Source organism: Acinetobacter sp. CWB-B33 (genome assembly GCF_039655955.1).
GTDB classification, from domain to species: domain Bacteria; phylum Pseudomonadota; class Gammaproteobacteria; order Pseudomonadales; family Moraxellaceae; genus Acinetobacter; species Acinetobacter bouvetii.
On record NZ_JAGFEU010000004.1, the window covers coordinates 237,582 to 254,553 of the forward strand.

Sequence of the window (16,972 nt, forward strand, 5' to 3'; positions counted from 1 at the left end):
TTACAGATTGATCAGCTGAATCGGTGAATGTGTGGTGTATTTGGATGACGGCGGTGCGCTGAGCACATCGGCCAAAGTGTATTGGTCGAGGCTTTGATAAAACTGTTCCATGGCCTGATCTAAAATGCCTTTCAGTCCGCAGTTGCTGCGCAGGACGCAAGGCGGCGTGTTGCATTCGACGATTGGTGTTTCACGTTGCAGGATGCGCACAATTTCCCCTAATGGGAGGGTAAGCGCCTGCTGGTTGAGGCGGATGCCGCCGCCTTTGCCGCGGGTGGTAATCAGCCAATTCTGCTTTCCCATAAAATGCACAATTTTGACCAGATGATTTTGCGAAACATGCAGATCTGTTGCAATTTCGGCAATGGTGTACGGCATTTCTTTGGGCTGAGCGATATACATCAAAAGGCGTAGCGCGTAATCGGTGAATTTATTCAGCTGCATGATAATACTGTAAATTTAGGGGAAATAAATTAGGGTTAGTCTAGCACACCTAAACTAACCCTCTGTCTATTTCAGGCTGACGCGCAGGTTAGTGTTTAACACCGCCTGTGCCGAAAGCCTCGCTGTGGATGTGCTCAGCTGGAATGCCGCGGGCAACCAGGGCCTTGTGCTGTTCAGCCATAAACGGCATCGGGCCGCACAGGTAATAGTCTGCATTTGCCGGCAGTAAAGCGCTGTCAATTTTGCTGAGGTCTAAACGGCCTTCAATTTCGTAGTCTTCACCTAATGTGTCGCTGGCATGCGGGAACTCGTAGGCAGTCACTGTTGTTAAGCGTGGGTATTTTGCCTTCAAGTCATGAATATGCTGCTTCATGGCATGCACTTGCTTGCTGCGGCAGGCATGAATAAAGGTTACCGGCTGCGGCATATCTAAAGTCACCAGCTGATTCAGCATGGCAATCATTGGGGTCAGGCCTACGCCGCCGCTGATAAACACATTGCGCTTATTCGGGTCAATCAGATAGAAGTTGCCCGTCGGTGCAGACACTTCAATTTCAGCGCCTTCTGCCAGACTGTGCAGGGTGTTGGAGACCCAGCCTGCCGCCAAGCCGGCTTTTTCATCTTCACGCTTTACCGAAATACGCAAATAGTCTGCCTGAGGGCTGGTAGAAAGGGTGTATTGGCGCGGCTGCTTTAAGCCCAGTTCAGGCACAAGGACACGCACAGAAATATATTGCCCCGCTTCATATTTGGGCAAATCGCCGCCATCGGCAGGCGCCAAATAGAATGAAGTGATTTCATCGCTTTCCTTCACTTTTTTGGCAATTTTAAAATTGCGCCAGCCTAGCCAGCTGCCTTTGGTTTGTTCGTGCTGATTGTAAATGGCTTTTTCAGTGCTGATGAATAAGTCAGCCAGCTGGCCATAAGCGGCGGCCCATGCGTCGATCAGCGGATCTTCCATGGAGATGTTGAGCACTTCACTGATGGAGTGCAGCAGATTTTCACCGACAATATTGTAATCAGGCGCTTGAATGTTCAGGCTGACATGCTTATGCGCAATCAGCTCAACCACAGGAAGCAATACTGAAGGATCTTCAATGTTTTCTGCATAAGCCAACACAGCACCTGCCAAAGCCTGCGCCTGAGCGCCGCTGCGCTGATGCCCCATGTTGAAAGTTTCTTTCAAGTCTGGATTGTTGCCCAGCATGCGGTTATAGAAATAGCCTGTCAGCGCGACACCATTTTCGCGCAGTACAGGAACGGTAGCTTTTACAAGGTCAATTTGCTGCGGAGTCATAGCTGATCTCTCATGGCGGTTATTTATAAGATGTATTTAAAATACATATTAAAAGATGTATTGGCAATATATCTTTTAATAAAAACCATAAAAAAATTATGGGATATAAAAATATCCCATAATTTTGCCTTTATTGATTGAGCTTTTAGATTATTTGCTGCCGAATAGGGAACCCAGCAGCCCGCGGACAATTTTTTGTCCTGTTGAACCGCCCAGGCTTCTGGCTGCGCTTTTGGCAAAGGTGCCCACGGTATCCTGAATCAGTTTCTCACGCTGTTTGGCGGCGCGTTCATTTTCCTTAGCCTGTTCGCGGGCAATGCGCTCCTGTTCGCGCGCCTGCTGCTTTGCTAAGGCTTCCTGTTCCTTGATCTGCTGTTTAGCCAGCGCCTCCTGTTCTTTGGCCTGCGCTTTATCCTGTTCGGCCTGAACAGCCTGCTGCTGGCGGTCAGCGACTTTTTGCTGCAATAATTCAAATGCGCTTTCACGGTCCAGGTGCTGTTCATAAATGCCTGTCACGATGCTTTGCGCCATAAGGGCCTTGCGCTCTTCGAGACTGATGGGGGTAAAGGATGAGTACGGCGGCATCACCCAGCCGCGTTCAACCATTTGCGGCGTGCCTTGCTCATCCAGGCAGCTGATCAGGGCTTCACCAACCCCCAGCTCGATAATGGCTTGATCCACTTTGAATTCAGGATTGGCGCGGAAGGTATCCGCAGCCGTTTTGACCGCTTTCTGATCTTTCGGAGTGAAAGCGCGGAGCGCATGCTGCACCCGGTTGCCCAGCTGGCCTAAAACACTTTCCGGCAGATCCAGCGGGTTTTGCGTGACAAAATAAATGCCGACGCCTTTGGAGCGGATCAGGCGCACCACCTGTTCAATTTTTTCCTGCAGCGCCGCGCTGGCATTATCAAACAGCAAATGCGCCTCATCAAAGAAGAAGACCAGTTTGGGCTTGTCCATATCGCCCACTTCCGGCAGCTGTTCAAACAGTTCGGACAGCATCCACAGCAGGAAAGTGGCGTACAGTTTTGGGGTGTTCATCAGCTTGTCTGCGGCCAAAAGATTGATGTTGCCGCGGCCCTGGCTGTCAGTTTGAATGAAGTCCAGAATATTCAGGCTGGGTTCGCCAAAGAACTGATCGCCGCCCTGATCGGCCAGCGCCAGCAGATTGCGCTGAATCGCGCCAAGGCTGGCCGGAGACAGGTTGCCGTACTCCGCTTTAAATTCAGCAGCATGTTCCGTCACATAGCTGATCATGGACTTCAGATCTTTGAAATCTATCAGCAGTAAGCCTTGATCATCGGCAATGCGGAATACTGCGGACAGCACGCCTTCCTGCGTATCGTTCAAATTCAGCATTTGCGCCAACAGCAGCGGGCCAATCTCAGACACGGTGGTGCGGATGGGATGGCCCTGCACGCCAAACAGATCCCAGAACACCACAGGGGAAGAGGAGAACGGGATGGACTCAATATTCAGTATTTTGAGCCGCTCATTAAATTTAGCATTGCTTTCGCCGGCTTTGGCGAGGCTGGAAACATCGCCTTTGGCATCGGCTAAAAATACAGGAACACCGATGCGGGAAAAGCTTTCCGCCAATACTTTCAGGGTCACAGTTTTACCTGTACCTGTTGCACCGGCAATTAGGCCATGGCGGTTGGCGAATTGTGAATGCAGGACAATATCCTGCTGCGTATTGGCGGTTTTTTTGGCAATGGCGATAGGTGTTCCCATAAATAGTCCTGTTTTGATTTATTCGTTTTGCGGTGTTTTCATTTGTTTTAACGCGTTTTCTATATCTTGAATTAAATCTTGCGGATGTTCCAGCCCTATGCAGAAGCGCACCAATAAACCTTGTTGTAAATGTGTATGCGCCAATACCCGCATGTCTTTCAGGTCGTAGAGCATGACAAGGCTGACCGGGCCGCCCCAGCTGAAACCCAGTTTAAATAGAGTAAGGGCATCGCAAAAAGCGCGGACCGCCTTTAAGTCATATTCAGGCTTGAAAATTACGCTGACCAAGCCTGCGCTTTGCCCTATAGCGCAAATTTCTTTCCAGTATGGATGTCCTGCAGAAGCTTCATCCGCGGGATGCAGGATCTGAATAAACTCGGGCTGCTGTTTCAGCCAATGCATCAAGGTCATTGCGCTGCGCGATTGATGCTCATAGCGGATTTGCATCGAGGCTAGGCTGCGCTGGATTTGCGCTGCGTCATCGCCTGAGATGGAAATGCCCTGCAGCGCATGCATGCGGAAGAGCTGATGATGGAGTTTTTCATCTCGGGTGACCACGGAACCCATTAAAATATCACCGCCGCCGCTTGGGTATTTGGTTAGGGCATGCACGCTGATATCAACATTCAGGTGTTCATTGCCAAAATCAAAGGCATTGAAGGCGAGGCCCGCCCCCCAGGTATTGTCCAGTGCGGTCAGGATGCTTTGTGCTTTGGCCTTTTTAACCAGGCCAGTTAAGTCTGGAAATTCTAAAGTCACCGAACCTGCAGCTTCCAGCCAGATCAGTTTGGCTTTTGCTGAGGGCTGAAAAGTCTCTGCGTCGATTGGATTATAGACCTTCACCGCAATGCCGTATCGCGTTTGCAGATTGCGCAGATGCTCCATGTTCGGCCCATAGATGTTATCCGCCACCCAGACTTCATCGCCTTGCGCGAGAAAGCAGGAATTCACCAAATTGATGGCGGACAGTCCGCTGGGCGCCAAAAGGCTGAATTCACCGCCTTCAATCTGCGCAATATTATCGCCTAGCGTAAAAGTGGTTGGTGTGCCGTGCGTGCCGTAACTGTAATCATAGCGTTCAGTCCAATGGCGATTAAATAGGGCATCGGTATTGTCAAAAATGATGGTGGATGCACGAAATAGGGGAGGCTGTACTGTAGAGATGAATTGCGGGGCTTTTCGTGGTGCATGGATTAATGCAGTTTGAGGGGTTTTTTTCACAGTACAGCTCTAAAATAGGGTGAATATTCATTCTAAGCTTAAGAGATCACTCTGATTTTCGCCACTGATTGTTTGAATTGTTTAAAAACGGCAAAGCCGGGATAAAGTTGGCTTCATTTTTGCAAAAGCAACCCTATAGCTACAACAATAGGGATGGCGCATGAAGCCGCATTTGAAAGTACATTATTTTCAGCATATTGCTGGTGAAGGGTTCGGAAGCTGTTATTCATATTTGAAGGAAATGAATGCGCGCATGACGGCGACAGAGTTTTTTGCGCTTCCTGTCGATTTGGCGCTCGACATCGAGGCGTTGCCGCATGTGGAGGATGTAGACCTGCTCATTATTATGGGCGGAACAATGAGCGTGAATGATGAAGCCAATTATCCTTGGCTGAAGATAGAAAAACGCTGGCTCAGGCGCTATTTGGCGCTAGGCAAGCCGGCGATAGGCTTATGTTTAGGCGGGCAGCTGATTGCCAATGCGCTGGGCGCGGCGGTCAGTAAGAGCGCCGCGCAGGAATTGGGCTGGACCACGGTTCGAAAGATAAATTTTGTCCCGGATGAGTGCTTTCAGTTGCCGGAACAATTCAATGTGATGCAGTGGCATTCTGAAACGTTTGAAATTCCTAAAGGGGCAGTGCATTTGGCGGAAAATGAAGCCTGCCGCAATCAAATGTATCAAATTGGAAAAAATGTGCTGGGCTTTCAGTTTCACCCGGAAATTACGCCTGAGGCTTTGGCGCTATTTCTTGAAGATGATGAAGAGTTGGCTCTATTTAATGGCGTCTGCCAGCAAAGCGAGGATGAACTTAAAAAATCTGCCAAAGAGAAATTTCTTCAAGGAAATCAATTATTAAATAAAGCAATAGAATACGTGCTGAGAAAAACGGCATGCTGAGCAAAATACAGGCGATTCTTCTGCAAAGAGATTTCTAAAATTATGTAAAAAGAGGAAAAGATATTTGCTTATGCATTAAACAATGGATATAATGAGCGACCCTTTAATGAAAGGGGGTTGGCTGCGAATAAAGCAGTTAACATCGTGACAGTCGCGGCATCGATCGTGACCTTAGTGATAATTCACTGCCTTTGACACTTGCCTTATTTTTAGTGGGGTGAGATGCGTCAAGGGTGATTCTTTATATTTTTGGCTTGGAGTTAACTGGTATGTCTAACCAGAGAATCCGTATCCGTCTTAAGTCTTTTGATCACCGTCTAATTGATCAATCTTCTCAAGAGATCGTAGAAACAGCAAAACGTACTGGCGCGCAAGTTTGCGGTCCTATTCCGATGCCTACACGCATCGAGCGTTTTAACGTTCTTACTTCACCACACGTTAACAAAGATGCGCGTGACCAATACGAGATCCGCACTTACAAACGTTTGATCGACATCGTTCAACCTACAGATAAAACTGTTGATGCATTGATGAAGTTGGATCTTGCAGCTGGTGTTGACGTACAGATCGCATTGGGTTAAGGCTTTCGGTTAATTAACGCTCTAAGTTAATTAAGCCGCTTTTTTAGAGGTTTATGCACATGGCTATTGGTTTAGTCGGTCGCAAGTGCGGTATGACACGCATCTTTACAGATGCTGGTGTTTCTGTGCCTGTAACAGTGATTGAGGTTGATCCTAACCGCATCACTCAAATCAAAACGCTTGAAACTGATGGTTATCAAGCGATTCAAATCACTACTGGTGAACGTCGCGAATCTCGCGTAACTAACGCTCAAAAAGGCCACTTCGCGAAAGCTGGTGTTGCTGCTGGCCGTTTGGTTCAAGAATTCCGCGCTACAGAAGCTGATCTTGAAGGTCGTGAAGTTGGCAGCACGCTTACCGTTGAGTTGTTCACAGTGGGTCAAGTTGTTGACGTAACTGGTACATCTAAAGGTAAAGGTTTCCAAGGTGGTGTTAAGCGTTGGAACTTCCGTACGCAAGATGCTACACACGGTAACTCAGTTTCTCACCGTGTTTTAGGTTCTACTGGTCAAAACCAGACTCCTGGTCGCGTATTCAAAGGCAAAAAAATGGCTGGCCATTTAGGTGCTGAACGCGTAACTACACAGGGTCTTGAGATCGTTGCTATCGACGTTGAACGTTCAGTTCTAGTTGTTAAAGGCGCGGTTCCTGGTGCTACTGGCGGCGACGTAACTGTTCGCCCTACGATCAAGGCCTGAGGGGAAATATTATGAATTTAAATACTGTTTCCGGCTCTGCTGTTGAACTGTCAGAAGTTGCTTTCGGACGTGAGTTTAACGAAGCTCTTGTACACCAAGTAGTTACAGCTTACTTAGCTGGCGGCCGTCAAGGTTCTAAAGCTCAAAAGTCACGTGGCGATGTATCTGGCGGCGGCAAAAAGCCATTCCGTCAAAAAGGTACTGGCCGTGCACGTGCCGGTTCTATTCGTAGCCCAATCTGGGTTGGCGGCGGTAAAACTTTTGCTGCTCGTCCACAAGACTGGTCTCAAAAAGTTAACCGTAAAATGTACCGCGGTGCTATGCAATGCATCCTAGCTGAACTTGTTCGTCAAGATCGCTTAGTTTTGGTTGAAGAGTTTGCTGTAGCTGCTCCGAAAACTAAAGAATTGCTTGCAAAACTTAACGACTTAAATGCAACTCGCGCATTAATCGTTACAGATGCTGTTGATGAGAACTTGTATCTTGCTGCTCGCAACATTCCACACGTTGATGTGGTTGATGCTGCTGCAATTGATCCTGTTAGCTTGATTGCGTTTGACAAAGTTGTTATGTCTGTAGCTGCTGCTAAGAAAATTGAGGTAGAACTCGGATGAACAACGAACGTATCTATCAAGTCCTGCAAGGGCCTGTATTCTCAGAAAAAGCACAAGTTTTAGGCGAAACTGCTGGTGTTCAAGTTTTTAAAGTTGCACTTGATGCAAACAAACTTGAAATCAAAAAAGCAGTAGAGCAACTATTTGGTGTTCAAGTTGTTAAAGTTAACACGACGATCACTAAAGGTAAGACTAAGCGCTTTGGTAAGACATTAGGACGCCGTTCTGATGTTAAAAAAGCATACGTCACCCTGAAAGCTGGCCAAGATGTTGAAATGGCTGACTTGGGCGATACCGCTGAAAACGCAGCGGAATAAGGACGAAAATTATGCCTATTCAAAAATGTAAGCCAACGTCTCCGGGCCGCCGCTTTGTAGAGAAAGTCGTTCACGACCATCTTCACAAAGGCGCTCCTTATGCACCGTTGGTTGAAGCTAAAAAACGTACTGGCGGCCGTAACAACAATGGTCACATTACGACTCGTCACGTTGGTGGTGGCCATAAACAGCACTACCGCCTTGTTGACTTCAAACGTAACAAAGACGGCATCCCAGCTGTAGTTGAACGTATTGAATACGATCCTAACCGTACTTCGCATATTGCTCTTTTGAAATATGCTGACGGTGAGCGTCGCTATATTATTGCACCTAAAGGCCTTCGCGCTGGTGATTCAGTTCAGTCTGGTAACGATGCTCCAATTCGTCCAGGTAACTGCTTGCCGCTTCGCAACATGCCAATCGGTTCTACTCTTCACAACATCGAGCTTAAAATCGGTAAAGGCGCACAATTAGTACGTTCTGCTGGTACTTCTGCTCAATTGTTGGGTCGTGACGGTTCTTACGCAATCATTCGCCTTCGTTCAGGTGAAATGCGTAAAGTACATGTTGAATGCCGTGCTGTGTTAGGCGAAGTTTCTAACTCAGAAAGCAACCTTCGTTCACTTGGTAAAGCAGGTGCATCACGCTGGCGTGGCGTTCGTCCTACTGTTCGCGGTATGGCGATGAACCCAGTTGACCATCCACATGGTGGTGGTGAAGGGCGTAACAAAGGTATTCAACCTGTAAGCCCATGGGGTCAAAAAGCTAAAGGGTACAAGACACGTACCAATAAGCGTACGACTAAGATGATCATTCGCGACCGTCGCGTTAAGTAACAAGTAAAGGAATCTGACAATGCCTCGTTCTCTGAAAAAAGGCCCATTCGTCGATGCGCACTTGTTCGCTAAGGTTGAAGCGGCTATCGCGGCTAATAACCGTAAGCCGATCAAAACTTGGTCGCGTCGTTCGATGATCCTCCCGGATTTTGTTGGTTTAACAATTTCTGTCCATAATGGCCGTAACCATGTTCCAGTGATCGTATCTGAACACATGGTTGGTCACAAACTAGGTGAATTCGCGCCAACTCGTACCTATCGTGGTCACGGTGTTGACAAGAAGTCTAAACGTTAAGGTGCTATGATGGAAGTTACTGCTAAATTACGCGGTGCCGCTATCTCGGCACAAAAAGCACGTTTGGTTGCAGACCTTATTCGCGGCAAATCTGTTGCGCATGCTTTAAATATCTTAAACTTCAGCAACAAAAAAGCTGCGGTTTTGGTTAAAAAAGCATTGGAATCTGCGATTGCAAACGCTGAACACAATAACAGTTTAGATGTAGACGACCTTAAAGTTTCTACGATTTACGTTGATGAAGGCATGAGCCTGAAACGTATTATGCCGCGTGCTAAAGGCCGTGCAGATCGTATTACTAAGCGTACTTGTCACATTACCGTTAAGGTAGGGGTTTGATATGGGTCAGAAGGTTCATCCAATCGGTATCCGCCTTGGTGTTGTAAAACGTCATAACGCCAACTGGTATGCGAGTCCGAAACAATACGCTGAATACTTGCTTAAAGATCTTCAAGTTCGTGAGTTTTTAACTAAAAAACTTAAGAATGCAATGATCAGCAATATTCTTATCGAACGTCCTACAGGCGCTGCTAAAATTACGATTAGCACTGCCCGTCCAGGTATCGTGATCGGTAAAAAAGGCGAAGACATTGAGAAATTACAACGCGAATTAACAGCCATTATGGGTGTTCCTGCGCAAGTAAGCATCAACGAAATCGATCGCCCAGACTTAGACGCTCGTTTAGTTGCTGAAGCAATTGCTTCTCAATTGGAAAAACGCGTAATGTTCCGCCGCGCTATGAAGCGTGCGGTGCAAAACTCTATGCGTGCTGGCGCTAAAGGTATCAAAGTTGAAGTTTCAGGCCGTCTTGGCGGTGCTGAGATTGCTCGTACTGAATGGTATCGTGAAGGACGTGTTCCTTTGCATACGCTTCGTGCTGACATCGACTATGCTACTATGCGTGCTGAGACTACTTACGGTACGATCGGCGTTAAAGTATGGGTATTCCGCGGCGAGATCCTGGGTGGCATGAAACAAGTCATGAACCCGGCTCCAGCTGAAGAACGTCCAGCTAAACGCGGTCGCGGTCGTGGTGAAGGTCAAGAGCGTCGTGGTCGTCGCAATGATCGTTCTGCTGAAAAAGGAGAATAATCCATGTTGCAACCTAAACGTACTAAATTCCGTAAAGTGCAAAAAGGCCGTAACACTGGCCTAGCGCACCGCGGTAGCTCTGTATCTTTTGGTACTATTGCGCTTAAATCAATTGAGCGTGGCCAAATGACAGCGCGTCAAATTGAAGCAGCGCGTCGTACAATCAGCCGTCGTATTAAGCGTGGTGGTAAGATCTTTATCCGTGTTTTCCCTGACAAGCCAATTACTGAAAAACCATTAGAAGTTCGTATGGGTAAAGGTAAAGGTTCTGTGGAATACTGGGTTTGCCAAATCAAACCAGGTAAAGTCTTGTACGAAATTGATGGTGTTAGCGAAGAATTGGCTCGCGAAGCGTTTACGCTTGCAGCTGCTAAGCTTCCGTTTAAAACCACTATCGTGACTCGGACGGTAATGTAATGAAAACTAATGATCTACGTGAAAAGTCGGTAGAAGAGTTGACAGCTTTGCTTGATGAGCAACAGCTTAACCAATTCCGTCTTCGTATGGCGAAAGCAACTGGTCAATTGGGTAAATCGCACGAAGTTGCGCTTACTCGTAAAACTATTGCTCGCATCAAGACACTCCTAACCGAAAAACAGGGGAACGGACAATGAGTGAACAAACAGTTCGCACGTTAACCGGCAAAGTTGTAAGCGACAAGATGGACAAGTCTATCGTTGTACTTATCGAACGCCGCGTTCAACACCCGTTGTATGGCAAATCAATCCGCCGTTCAACTAAATTACACGCTCATGATGAGAACAACACTGCTAAAACTGGCGATGTTGTAACCATCAAAGAATGCCGCCCAATGTCTAAAACTAAGTCTTGGACTTTAGTTTCAGTTATTGAAGCTGCAGCTGAGTAATTAACGTTCTGGTTGCATCATTGGTCAATTTCGAGTACTCTTTGAGCCTTTCGAAATTGCGACCGGTGATGCGACTCGGTTTTGGAGTAGGGCAATGATTCAAACCGAAAGTATGCTAGACGTAGCAGACAACAGTGGTGCTCGCCGCGTACAATGTATTAAAGTACTTGGTGGTTCACATCGTCGTTATGCTTCTGTTGGCGACATTATTAAAGTTACTGTAAAAGAAGCTATTCCGCGCGCACGTGTTAAAAAAGGTGACGTGATGAATGCTGTTGTTGTACGTACAAAATTCGGCATCCGTCGTGCAGATGGTTCTGTTATCCGTTTCGACGATAACGCAGCTGTTATTTTGAACAACAACAAAGCGCCGATTGCAACTCGTATTTTCGGACCAGTGACTCGTGAACTTCGTACTGAACAGTTCATGAAAATTATTTCACTGGCTCCTGAAGTTCTATAAGAGGCGATCATGGCTAAGATTAAAAAAGGCGATCAAGTAATTGTGATCGCAGGTAAAGAAAAAGGCAAACAAGGTACAGTTTTGTCTGTTTCTAATGACCGTGTTATGGTTGAAGGCCTTAACTTGGTTAAGAAGCATCAAAAGCCGAACCGTGCAACAGGTGCTGAAGGCGCTGTAGTTACACAGGAAGCTTCGCTTCACATCTCAAACGTGGCAATTTTTAATGCTACAACCCAAAAGGCTGACCGTGTTGGTTACCAAGTGACTGAAGGCGTGAAAACTCGCGTTTACAAGTCAAATGGTGAATCAGTGGCGGTAGCGAAGTAATAGGTTGAAATAGGCAATGGCCAGACTTAAAACACGTTACAACGACGAACTTAAAGCTCAGTTACAAGAGACTTTAGCCGTTAAAAATGTGATGGAGATCCCTCGCATCACTAAAATCACCATCAACATGGGTGTTGGCGCAGCGTCTGCTGACAAAAAACTCCTTGATGGTGCTCTTGCTGATATGCAAGCGATTGCTGGTCAAAAACCAGTTCTTACATTAGCGCGCAAATCTATCGCTGGTTTTAAAATCCGTGATGGTTGGCCGATCGGCTGTAAAGTTACTTTACGCGGCGAACGCATGTATGAATTCTTAGACCGTTTGATCTCTATTGCGATCCCTCGTATTCGTGACTTCCGCGGTTTTTCTGCGAAATCATTCGATGGTCGTGGTAACTACTCAATGGGTCTCAAGGAACAAATCATGTTCCCTGAAATCGATTTTGATAAGATTGATCGTATTCGTGGTATGGATATTACCATTACTACGACTGCTCGCACCGATGACGAAGGCCGTGCGCTTATGCGTGCATTCGGCTTCCCGTTCAAATAAGAGGTCGATATGGCTAAGAAAGGCATGATTAATCGCGAATTGAAACGCGAAAAAACTGTTGCTAAATACGCTGCAAAACGTGCTGAATTAAAAGCAATTATTGCAAACGTAAATGCATCAGACGAAGAACGTTTCGAAGCGATGATGAAATTTCAAGCATTACCACGTAATGCATCTCCAGTACGTCTGCGTAACCGTTGTGGTTTAACTGGTCGTCCTCATGGCTTTTTCCGCAAGTTCGGCTTAAGCCGCAACAAACTGCGTGAAACAGTAATGCAAGGTGATGTACCGGGCGTTGTTAAGGCAAGCTGGTAAGGAGCACTATATATGAGTATGCAAGATACCGTTGCCGACATGCTAACACGTGTTCGTAACGCACAAATGGCGAAGAAACAAACTGTTTCTATGCCAAATTCTAAGTTGAAAGTTGCGATTGCGAACGTGCTTCAACAAGAAGGTTATATTTCAAATGTAGAAGTTGCTGACAATGAAGGCAAAGCTACTTTGACTATTACTTTAAAATATTTCGAAGGCAAGCCAGTAATCGATACTGTTAAGCGCGTAAGCCGTCCAGGCCTTCGCCAATACCGCGGTAAAGATGCACTTCCGAGCGTTAAGCAAGGTTTGGGTATTGCAATTGTTTCTACAAGCAAAGGCATCATGACTGATCGCGCTGCACGTGCTGCAGGTATCGGTGGTGAAGTTATTGCTTTTGTTTCTTAATAGGTGATTCCTCATGTCTCGTGTGGCTAAAGCCCCAGTAACTGTACCTAACGGTGTAACAGTTACTCAGAACGGCCGGCAGGTCGAAGTGAAAGGCAGCAAAGGTACGTTGTCTTTCAACCTGCATGCGCTGGTCGAGCTTAAACAGGAAGACGGTATTTTAGCGATTGCTCCAAAAGCTGAGTCGAAAGACGCTTGGATGCAAGCTGGTACTGCTCGCGCTGTGTTAAACAACCTTGTAAAAGGTGTTAGCGAAGGCTTCGAACGTAAGTTGCAGCTTATCGGTGTAGGTTATAAAGCTGCGGTTAAAGGTAATGTTGTTAACCTTAACCTTGGTTTCTCTCACCCGATCGATTACAACCTTCCAGAAGGTGTAACTGCTGAAACTCCGACTGCAACAGAAATCGTGCTTAAATCAGCTGATAAAGCTGCTTTGGGTCAAGTTGCTGCAGAAATCCGTGGTTACCGTCCGCCAGAGCCTTATAAAGGTAAAGGTGTTCGTTATTCTGACGAAGTTGTACTTCGTAAAGAAGCTAAGAAGAAATAAGGCGCGAGGTTCTTATGAACGAAAAGAAACAAACCCGTTTGCGTCGTGCGAAAAGCACACGCTTGCACATCCGTGCATTGGGTGCGACTCGTTTGTGTGTAAACCGCACTCCGCGTCACATCTATGCTCAAGTTATTTCAGCAGATGGTGGCAAAGTATTAGCGCAAGCTTCTACTTTAGACGCTACTCTACGTGCTGGTACAACTGGTAATGTTGAAGCAGCTCAAAAAGTAGGTGCTTTAATCGCCGAACGTGCTAAAGCAGCTGGCGTTACTAAAGTTGCATTTGACCGTTCTGGTTTTAAATATCATGGTCGTATCAAAGCCTTGGCTGATGCTGCTCGTGAAAACGGCTTGGAGTTCTAATCATGGCTAAAGTTGAACAAAACGAAGGTCTTGTTGAAAAGCTGGTTGCCGTTGATCGTGTAGCCAAAGTTGTTAAGGGTGGTCGTATCTTCTCTTTCACAGCATTGACTGTGGTAGGTGACGGTAATGGTCGCGTAGGTTTTGGTCGCGGTAAAGCGCGTGAAGTTCCGGCTGCTATTTCTAAAGCGCTTGAAGCTGCTCGTCGCAACATGATTACTGTTGATCTTGTTGACGGTACTGTTCAGCATCCTATTAATGCTCGTCACGGTGCTAGCCGTGTTTACATGCAGCCTGCTTCTGAAGGTACTGGTGTAATCGCTGGTGGCGCTATGCGTGCAGTTTTAGAAGCTGTTGGCGTACGTAACGTGTTGACAAAATGTTATGGTTCTACAAACGCTGCGAACGTTGTAAACGCGACTTTTAACGGTCTGCGCGATATGACTTCTCCAGAGAAAGTTGCTGCTAAACGCGGTCTTTCTGTAGAACAAATTCAAGGGTAATCAATCATGAAAACGATTAAAGTTACCCAGACTAAATCTTCATCGCACCGCTTGAAAAATCACAAGCTTAGCCTTAAAGGTTTAGGTCTGCGTCGTATTGGTCATACTGTAGAAGTTCAAGATACACCTTCTAACCGCGGTATGATCAACCAAGTCTACTATATGGTTAGTGTAGAGGAATAAGCCATGACTCTGCGTTTAAATACAATTGCGCCAGCAGAAGGCGCTAAGCGTGACAACCTTCGTCTAGGCCGTGGTATCGGTTCTGGCGTTGGTAAGACTGGTGGCCGTGGTGTCAAAGGTCAAAACTCACGTAAGAGCGGTGGTACACGTCCTGGTTTCGAAGGCGGTCAAACTGCGCTATATCGCCGTTTGCCTAAGTTCGGTTTCACTAGCCAGTTGGCTTTGAAAACTGCTGAAGTACGTTTATCAGAACTTGCTAAAGTTGAAGGTGATCTTGTTTCACTTGAAACTTTAAAAGCTGCTAACGTTGTACGTAAAGATATGTTGCGTGCGCGTATCGTACTTTCTGGTGAAATTACTCGTGCTTTCACTGTTCAAGGTGTTGCATTGACTAAAGGCGCTAAAGCTGCTGTTGAAGCTGCTGGCGGTAAAGTCGAGGAGTAATTCCCAGTGTCTATGACTCCTAGTTCTTCAGGTCATGTCAATATGATGAAAGGTCAGCCGTTTCATGTGAAATACCGTGAAATCATACGCCGAATGATGTTCCTCATTGGTGCTTTGCTGGTTTTTCGGCTAGGAGCGCATATTCCAGTGCCGGGCATTAATAATGCGGCTCTCGAAAATCTGTTTAATGCAAACCAGGGGACAATCCTTGGTTTGTTTAACATGTTTTCTGGCGGCGCATTAGAGCGGATGTCAATTCTTGCTTTGGGAATCATGCCGTATATTTCAGCGTCTATTATTGTGCAGCTGATGTCTACAGTGATTCCGTCACTTGAAGCTTTGAAAAAAGAAGGTGAACAGGGCAAGCGCAAGATTAATCAGTATACGCGTCAAGGCACGCTGTTTCTTGCACTCGTGCAGGCTGTCGGAATGTGTGCAGGCTTAATCAGTCAAGGGATTACCTTGAACTCTGGTTTGGCCTTCTACGTTCCAGCAGTCACTTCACTGGTGGCAGGGACAATGTTCCTGATGTGGCTGGGTGAGCAAATTACTGAACGCGGAGTAGGGAATGGTATTTCCATGATCATCTTCGCCGGTATTGTTGCAGGCCTGCCGAACTTGGTTCTGCGGTCTTTATCCTCTACAGACAATGGTCAAACCAGCTTAATTGGGCTGGCTATTTTTGGCCTGCTGTCCTTAGCTGTGCTGGCTGCGATTGTGTTTATTGAGAAGGCGCAGCGTCGCATCCCAGTAAACTATGCGCAAAAGCAGCAAGGCCGCCGCGTATTTTCTGCTCAGCAGTCACATTTGCCATTAAAGATTAATATGGCGGGTGTAATTCCGGCAATTTTTGCCAGCTCATTGCTTTTGTTCCCTGCGAGCTTAGGCCAGTGGGTAGGAAGCGCTGATCCGAATGCTGGAGTTATCAAGCGAAGCCTGCAAGATTTGGCGCTCGTATTGTCACCTGGACAGCCGTTATATTTGGTGCTCTTTGGTGCGTTAATTATCTTCTTCTGCTATTTCTATACTGCGCTGGTTTTCAGCCCGAAAGAAGTGTCAGAGAACCTTAAACGCAGCGGAGCTTATGTGCCGGGTATTCGTCCGGGAGAGCAAACTGCTCGTTACTTAGATCATATTCTCAACCGGTTGACGTTTATCGGTGCGATTTACATCACAATCATCTGTTTAATGCCGATGATCTTGCAAAGCTCGTTTGGCATTCCATTCAGCTTGGGCGGAACATCTTTACTGATCGTTGTGGTGGTTGTTATGGACTTCATGGCTCAGCTTCAAGCCCATTTGACTTCGCATCAGTACGACAATCAATCGTTAATGAGAAAAACGACTGCTCATCCTAAGGGATAAGCGCACTTAGAGGTTTCATCATGAAAGTACAAGCTTCTGTAAAGAAAATTTGTGGTAGCTGTAAAGTTATCCGTCGTAATGGGGTTATTCGCGTAATTTGCAGCGCAGAACCTCGTCATAAGCAGCGTCAAGGTTAATCTGATCAAGACCTGTTGATTTCAGTAGGCTAATTAGGTTATTATCCGCCCCTCAAGATTTTTGTGGGGCGGTTGATTGTCTTAACTGCCTTTTTGGAGAAAATTGAATGGCTCGTATTGCCGGTGTAAACATTCCGGATAACAAGCATGCTGTTATCTCTCTCACGTATATCTTCGGTATTGGCCGTCACACTGCTAAGAACATCTTAGCTGCTGCTGGCATCGCTACTACTACTAAGATCCGTGAATTAGACGACGCTCAGCTTGATGCGATTCGTGCAGAAGTTGCTAAGGTTCCGACCGAAGGTGACTTACGTCGCGAAATTTCCATGAACATCAAACGTTTAATGGATTTAGGCTGCTACCGCGGTCTTCGTCATCGTCGCAGCTTGCCTGTCCGCGGTCAACGCACCAAAACTAACGCACGTACCCGTAAAGGTCCGCGCAAACCAATTAAGAAATAAGATTT

General features: G+C 46.6%; 28 protein-coding genes and 1 pseudogene. 25 read left to right on the forward strand and 4 right to left on the reverse strand.

What is annotated here, in order from left to right:
* The 4 genes from JZ784_RS13250 to JZ784_RS13265 form a co-directional block, all read right to left on the reverse strand.
* The gene (locus tag JZ784_RS13250; protein ID WP_346315189.1) at window positions 1-444 is read right to left on the reverse strand and encodes an Rrf2 family transcriptional regulator; all 444 of its coding nucleotides are present in this window, start codon (window positions 442-444) and stop codon (window positions 1-3) included.
* A gap of 88 nt (window positions 445-532) precedes the next feature.
* The gene (gene hmpA / locus JZ784_RS13255) at window positions 533-1,741 is read right to left on the reverse strand and encodes an NO-inducible flavohemoprotein (protein WP_346315190.1); all 1,209 of its coding nucleotides are present in this window, start codon (window positions 1,739-1,741) and stop codon (window positions 533-535) included.
* Between the two features lie 150 nt (window positions 1,742-1,891).
* The gene (locus JZ784_RS13260) at window positions 1,892-3,475 is read right to left on the reverse strand and encodes a helicase HerA-like domain-containing protein (protein ID WP_346315191.1); all 1,584 of its coding nucleotides are present in this window, start codon (window positions 3,473-3,475) and stop codon (window positions 1,892-1,894) included.
* An 18-nt stretch (window positions 3,476-3,493) separates the two neighbouring features.
* A complete protein-coding gene (locus JZ784_RS13265) occupies window positions 3,494-4,696 on the reverse strand; it encodes a PLP-dependent transferase (RefSeq protein ID WP_005012997.1) in 1,203 nt (400 codons plus the stop codon).
* 160 nt (window positions 4,697-4,856) lie between these two features.
* Here JZ784_RS13265 and JZ784_RS13270 point away from each other — a divergent pair, with 160 nt between their 5' ends.
* The 25 genes and pseudogenes from JZ784_RS13270 (at window position 4,857) to rpsM (ending at window position 16,967) form a co-directional block, all read left to right on the forward strand.
* A complete protein-coding gene (locus tag JZ784_RS13270; RefSeq protein ID WP_005012995.1) occupies window positions 4,857-5,594 on the forward strand; it encodes a type 1 glutamine amidotransferase in 738 nt (245 codons plus the stop codon).
* Between the two features lie 269 nt (window positions 5,595-5,863).
* A complete protein-coding gene (gene rpsJ / locus JZ784_RS13275; RefSeq protein ID WP_004725677.1) occupies window positions 5,864-6,175 on the forward strand; it encodes a 30S ribosomal protein S10 in 312 nt (103 codons plus the stop codon).
* A 59-nt stretch (window positions 6,176-6,234) separates the two neighbouring features.
* On the forward strand, window positions 6,235-6,873 hold the full coding sequence (rplC, locus tag JZ784_RS13280) for a 50S ribosomal protein L3 (RefSeq protein WP_005012994.1): 639 nt from the start codon (window positions 6,235-6,237) through the stop codon (window positions 6,871-6,873).
* An 11-nt stretch (window positions 6,874-6,884) separates the two neighbouring features.
* A complete protein-coding gene (gene rplD, locus JZ784_RS13285; protein ID WP_005012993.1) occupies window positions 6,885-7,487 on the forward strand; it encodes a 50S ribosomal protein L4 in 603 nt (200 codons plus the stop codon).
* Complete coding sequence (rplW, locus tag JZ784_RS13290; protein WP_005012992.1) at window positions 7,484-7,804, forward strand: 50S ribosomal protein L23; 321 nt, start codon at window positions 7,484-7,486, stop codon at window positions 7,802-7,804. Before rplD ends, rplW begins: the two co-directional genes overlap by 4 nt.
* A gap of 11 nt (window positions 7,805-7,815) precedes the next feature.
* The gene (gene rplB / locus JZ784_RS13295; RefSeq protein WP_005012990.1) at window positions 7,816-8,640 is read left to right on the forward strand and encodes a 50S ribosomal protein L2; all 825 of its coding nucleotides are present in this window, start codon (window positions 7,816-7,818) and stop codon (window positions 8,638-8,640) included.
* 19 nt (window positions 8,641-8,659) lie between these two features.
* Window positions 8,660-8,935, forward strand: coding sequence for a 30S ribosomal protein S19 (gene rpsS / locus JZ784_RS13300; RefSeq protein WP_004281508.1), 276 nt, complete (start codon window positions 8,660-8,662; stop codon window positions 8,933-8,935).
* Between the two features lie 9 nt (window positions 8,936-8,944).
* Entirely contained in the window at window positions 8,945-9,274 is a 330-nt protein-coding gene (rplV, locus tag JZ784_RS13305) for a 50S ribosomal protein L22 (RefSeq protein ID WP_001982638.1), read from the forward strand.
* Between the two features lies 1 nt (window position 9,275).
* Window positions 9,276-10,092 (forward strand): annotated as a pseudogene (gene rpsC / locus JZ784_RS13310) (30S ribosomal protein S3).
* Complete coding sequence (gene rplP, locus JZ784_RS13315; protein WP_005012983.1) at window positions 10,032-10,445, forward strand: 50S ribosomal protein L16; 414 nt, start codon at window positions 10,032-10,034, stop codon at window positions 10,443-10,445. Before rpsC ends, rplP begins: the two are co-directional and overlap by 61 nt.
* Window positions 10,445-10,642, forward strand: coding sequence for a 50S ribosomal protein L29 (rpmC, locus tag JZ784_RS13320; protein WP_005012982.1), 198 nt, complete (start codon window positions 10,445-10,447; stop codon window positions 10,640-10,642). The genes rplP and rpmC overlap by 1 nt, the downstream gene beginning before the upstream one ends.
* On the forward strand, window positions 10,639-10,896 hold the full coding sequence (rpsQ, locus tag JZ784_RS13325) for a 30S ribosomal protein S17 (protein WP_005012981.1): 258 nt from the start codon (window positions 10,639-10,641) through the stop codon (window positions 10,894-10,896). The genes rpmC and rpsQ overlap by 4 nt, the downstream gene beginning before the upstream one ends.
* Window positions 10,897-10,990: 94 nt before the next feature.
* Window positions 10,991-11,359 (forward strand): 50S ribosomal protein L14, encoded by a 369-nt coding sequence (gene rplN / locus JZ784_RS13330; RefSeq protein ID WP_005012978.1) that lies wholly within the window; start codon window positions 10,991-10,993, stop codon window positions 11,357-11,359.
* 9 nt (window positions 11,360-11,368) lie between these two features.
* A complete protein-coding gene (rplX, locus tag JZ784_RS13335) occupies window positions 11,369-11,686 on the forward strand; it encodes a 50S ribosomal protein L24 (RefSeq protein WP_004691313.1) in 318 nt (105 codons plus the stop codon).
* Window positions 11,687-11,702: 16 nt separating this feature from the next.
* Window positions 11,703-12,239 (forward strand): 50S ribosomal protein L5, encoded by a 537-nt coding sequence (gene rplE / locus JZ784_RS13340; protein WP_005012973.1) that lies wholly within the window; start codon window positions 11,703-11,705, stop codon window positions 12,237-12,239.
* Window positions 12,240-12,248: 9 nt separating this feature from the next.
* Window positions 12,249-12,554, forward strand: coding sequence for a 30S ribosomal protein S14 (gene rpsN, locus JZ784_RS13345; protein WP_005012971.1), 306 nt, complete (start codon window positions 12,249-12,251; stop codon window positions 12,552-12,554).
* A 12-nt stretch (window positions 12,555-12,566) separates the two neighbouring features.
* Window positions 12,567-12,962, forward strand: a complete 396-nt coding sequence (gene rpsH, locus JZ784_RS13350) for a 30S ribosomal protein S8 (protein WP_005012969.1) — start codon at window positions 12,567-12,569, stop codon at window positions 12,960-12,962.
* Window positions 12,963-12,975: 13 nt separating this feature from the next.
* Window positions 12,976-13,509 (forward strand): 50S ribosomal protein L6, encoded by a 534-nt coding sequence (gene rplF / locus JZ784_RS13355; RefSeq protein WP_005012966.1) that lies wholly within the window; start codon window positions 12,976-12,978, stop codon window positions 13,507-13,509.
* A 14-nt stretch (window positions 13,510-13,523) separates the two neighbouring features.
* Window positions 13,524-13,874 (forward strand): 50S ribosomal protein L18, encoded by a 351-nt coding sequence (gene rplR, locus JZ784_RS13360; RefSeq protein WP_005012963.1) that lies wholly within the window; start codon window positions 13,524-13,526, stop codon window positions 13,872-13,874.
* A 2-nt stretch (window positions 13,875-13,876) separates the two neighbouring features.
* Window positions 13,877-14,374 (forward strand): 30S ribosomal protein S5, encoded by a 498-nt coding sequence (gene rpsE, locus JZ784_RS13365; RefSeq protein ID WP_005012962.1) that lies wholly within the window; start codon window positions 13,877-13,879, stop codon window positions 14,372-14,374.
* 6 nt (window positions 14,375-14,380) lie between these two features.
* On the forward strand, window positions 14,381-14,557 hold the full coding sequence (rpmD, locus tag JZ784_RS13370) for a 50S ribosomal protein L30 (protein ID WP_005012961.1): 177 nt from the start codon (window positions 14,381-14,383) through the stop codon (window positions 14,555-14,557).
* Between the two features lie 3 nt (window positions 14,558-14,560).
* Complete coding sequence (rplO, locus tag JZ784_RS13375) at window positions 14,561-15,001, forward strand: 50S ribosomal protein L15 (protein WP_005012960.1); 441 nt, start codon at window positions 14,561-14,563, stop codon at window positions 14,999-15,001.
* Window positions 15,002-15,046: 45 nt separating this feature from the next.
* Entirely contained in the window at window positions 15,047-16,366 is a 1,320-nt protein-coding gene (secY, locus tag JZ784_RS13380) for a preprotein translocase subunit SecY (RefSeq protein ID WP_171065540.1), read from the forward strand.
* Window positions 16,367-16,386: 20 nt separating this feature from the next.
* The gene (gene rpmJ / locus JZ784_RS13385) at window positions 16,387-16,503 is read left to right on the forward strand and encodes a 50S ribosomal protein L36 (protein ID WP_000867907.1); all 117 of its coding nucleotides are present in this window, start codon (window positions 16,387-16,389) and stop codon (window positions 16,501-16,503) included.
* Between the two features lie 107 nt (window positions 16,504-16,610).
* Window positions 16,611-16,967, forward strand: coding sequence for a 30S ribosomal protein S13 (gene rpsM, locus JZ784_RS13390; protein WP_005012957.1), 357 nt, complete (start codon window positions 16,611-16,613; stop codon window positions 16,965-16,967).
* Window positions 16,968-16,972: the final 5 nt, after the last annotated feature.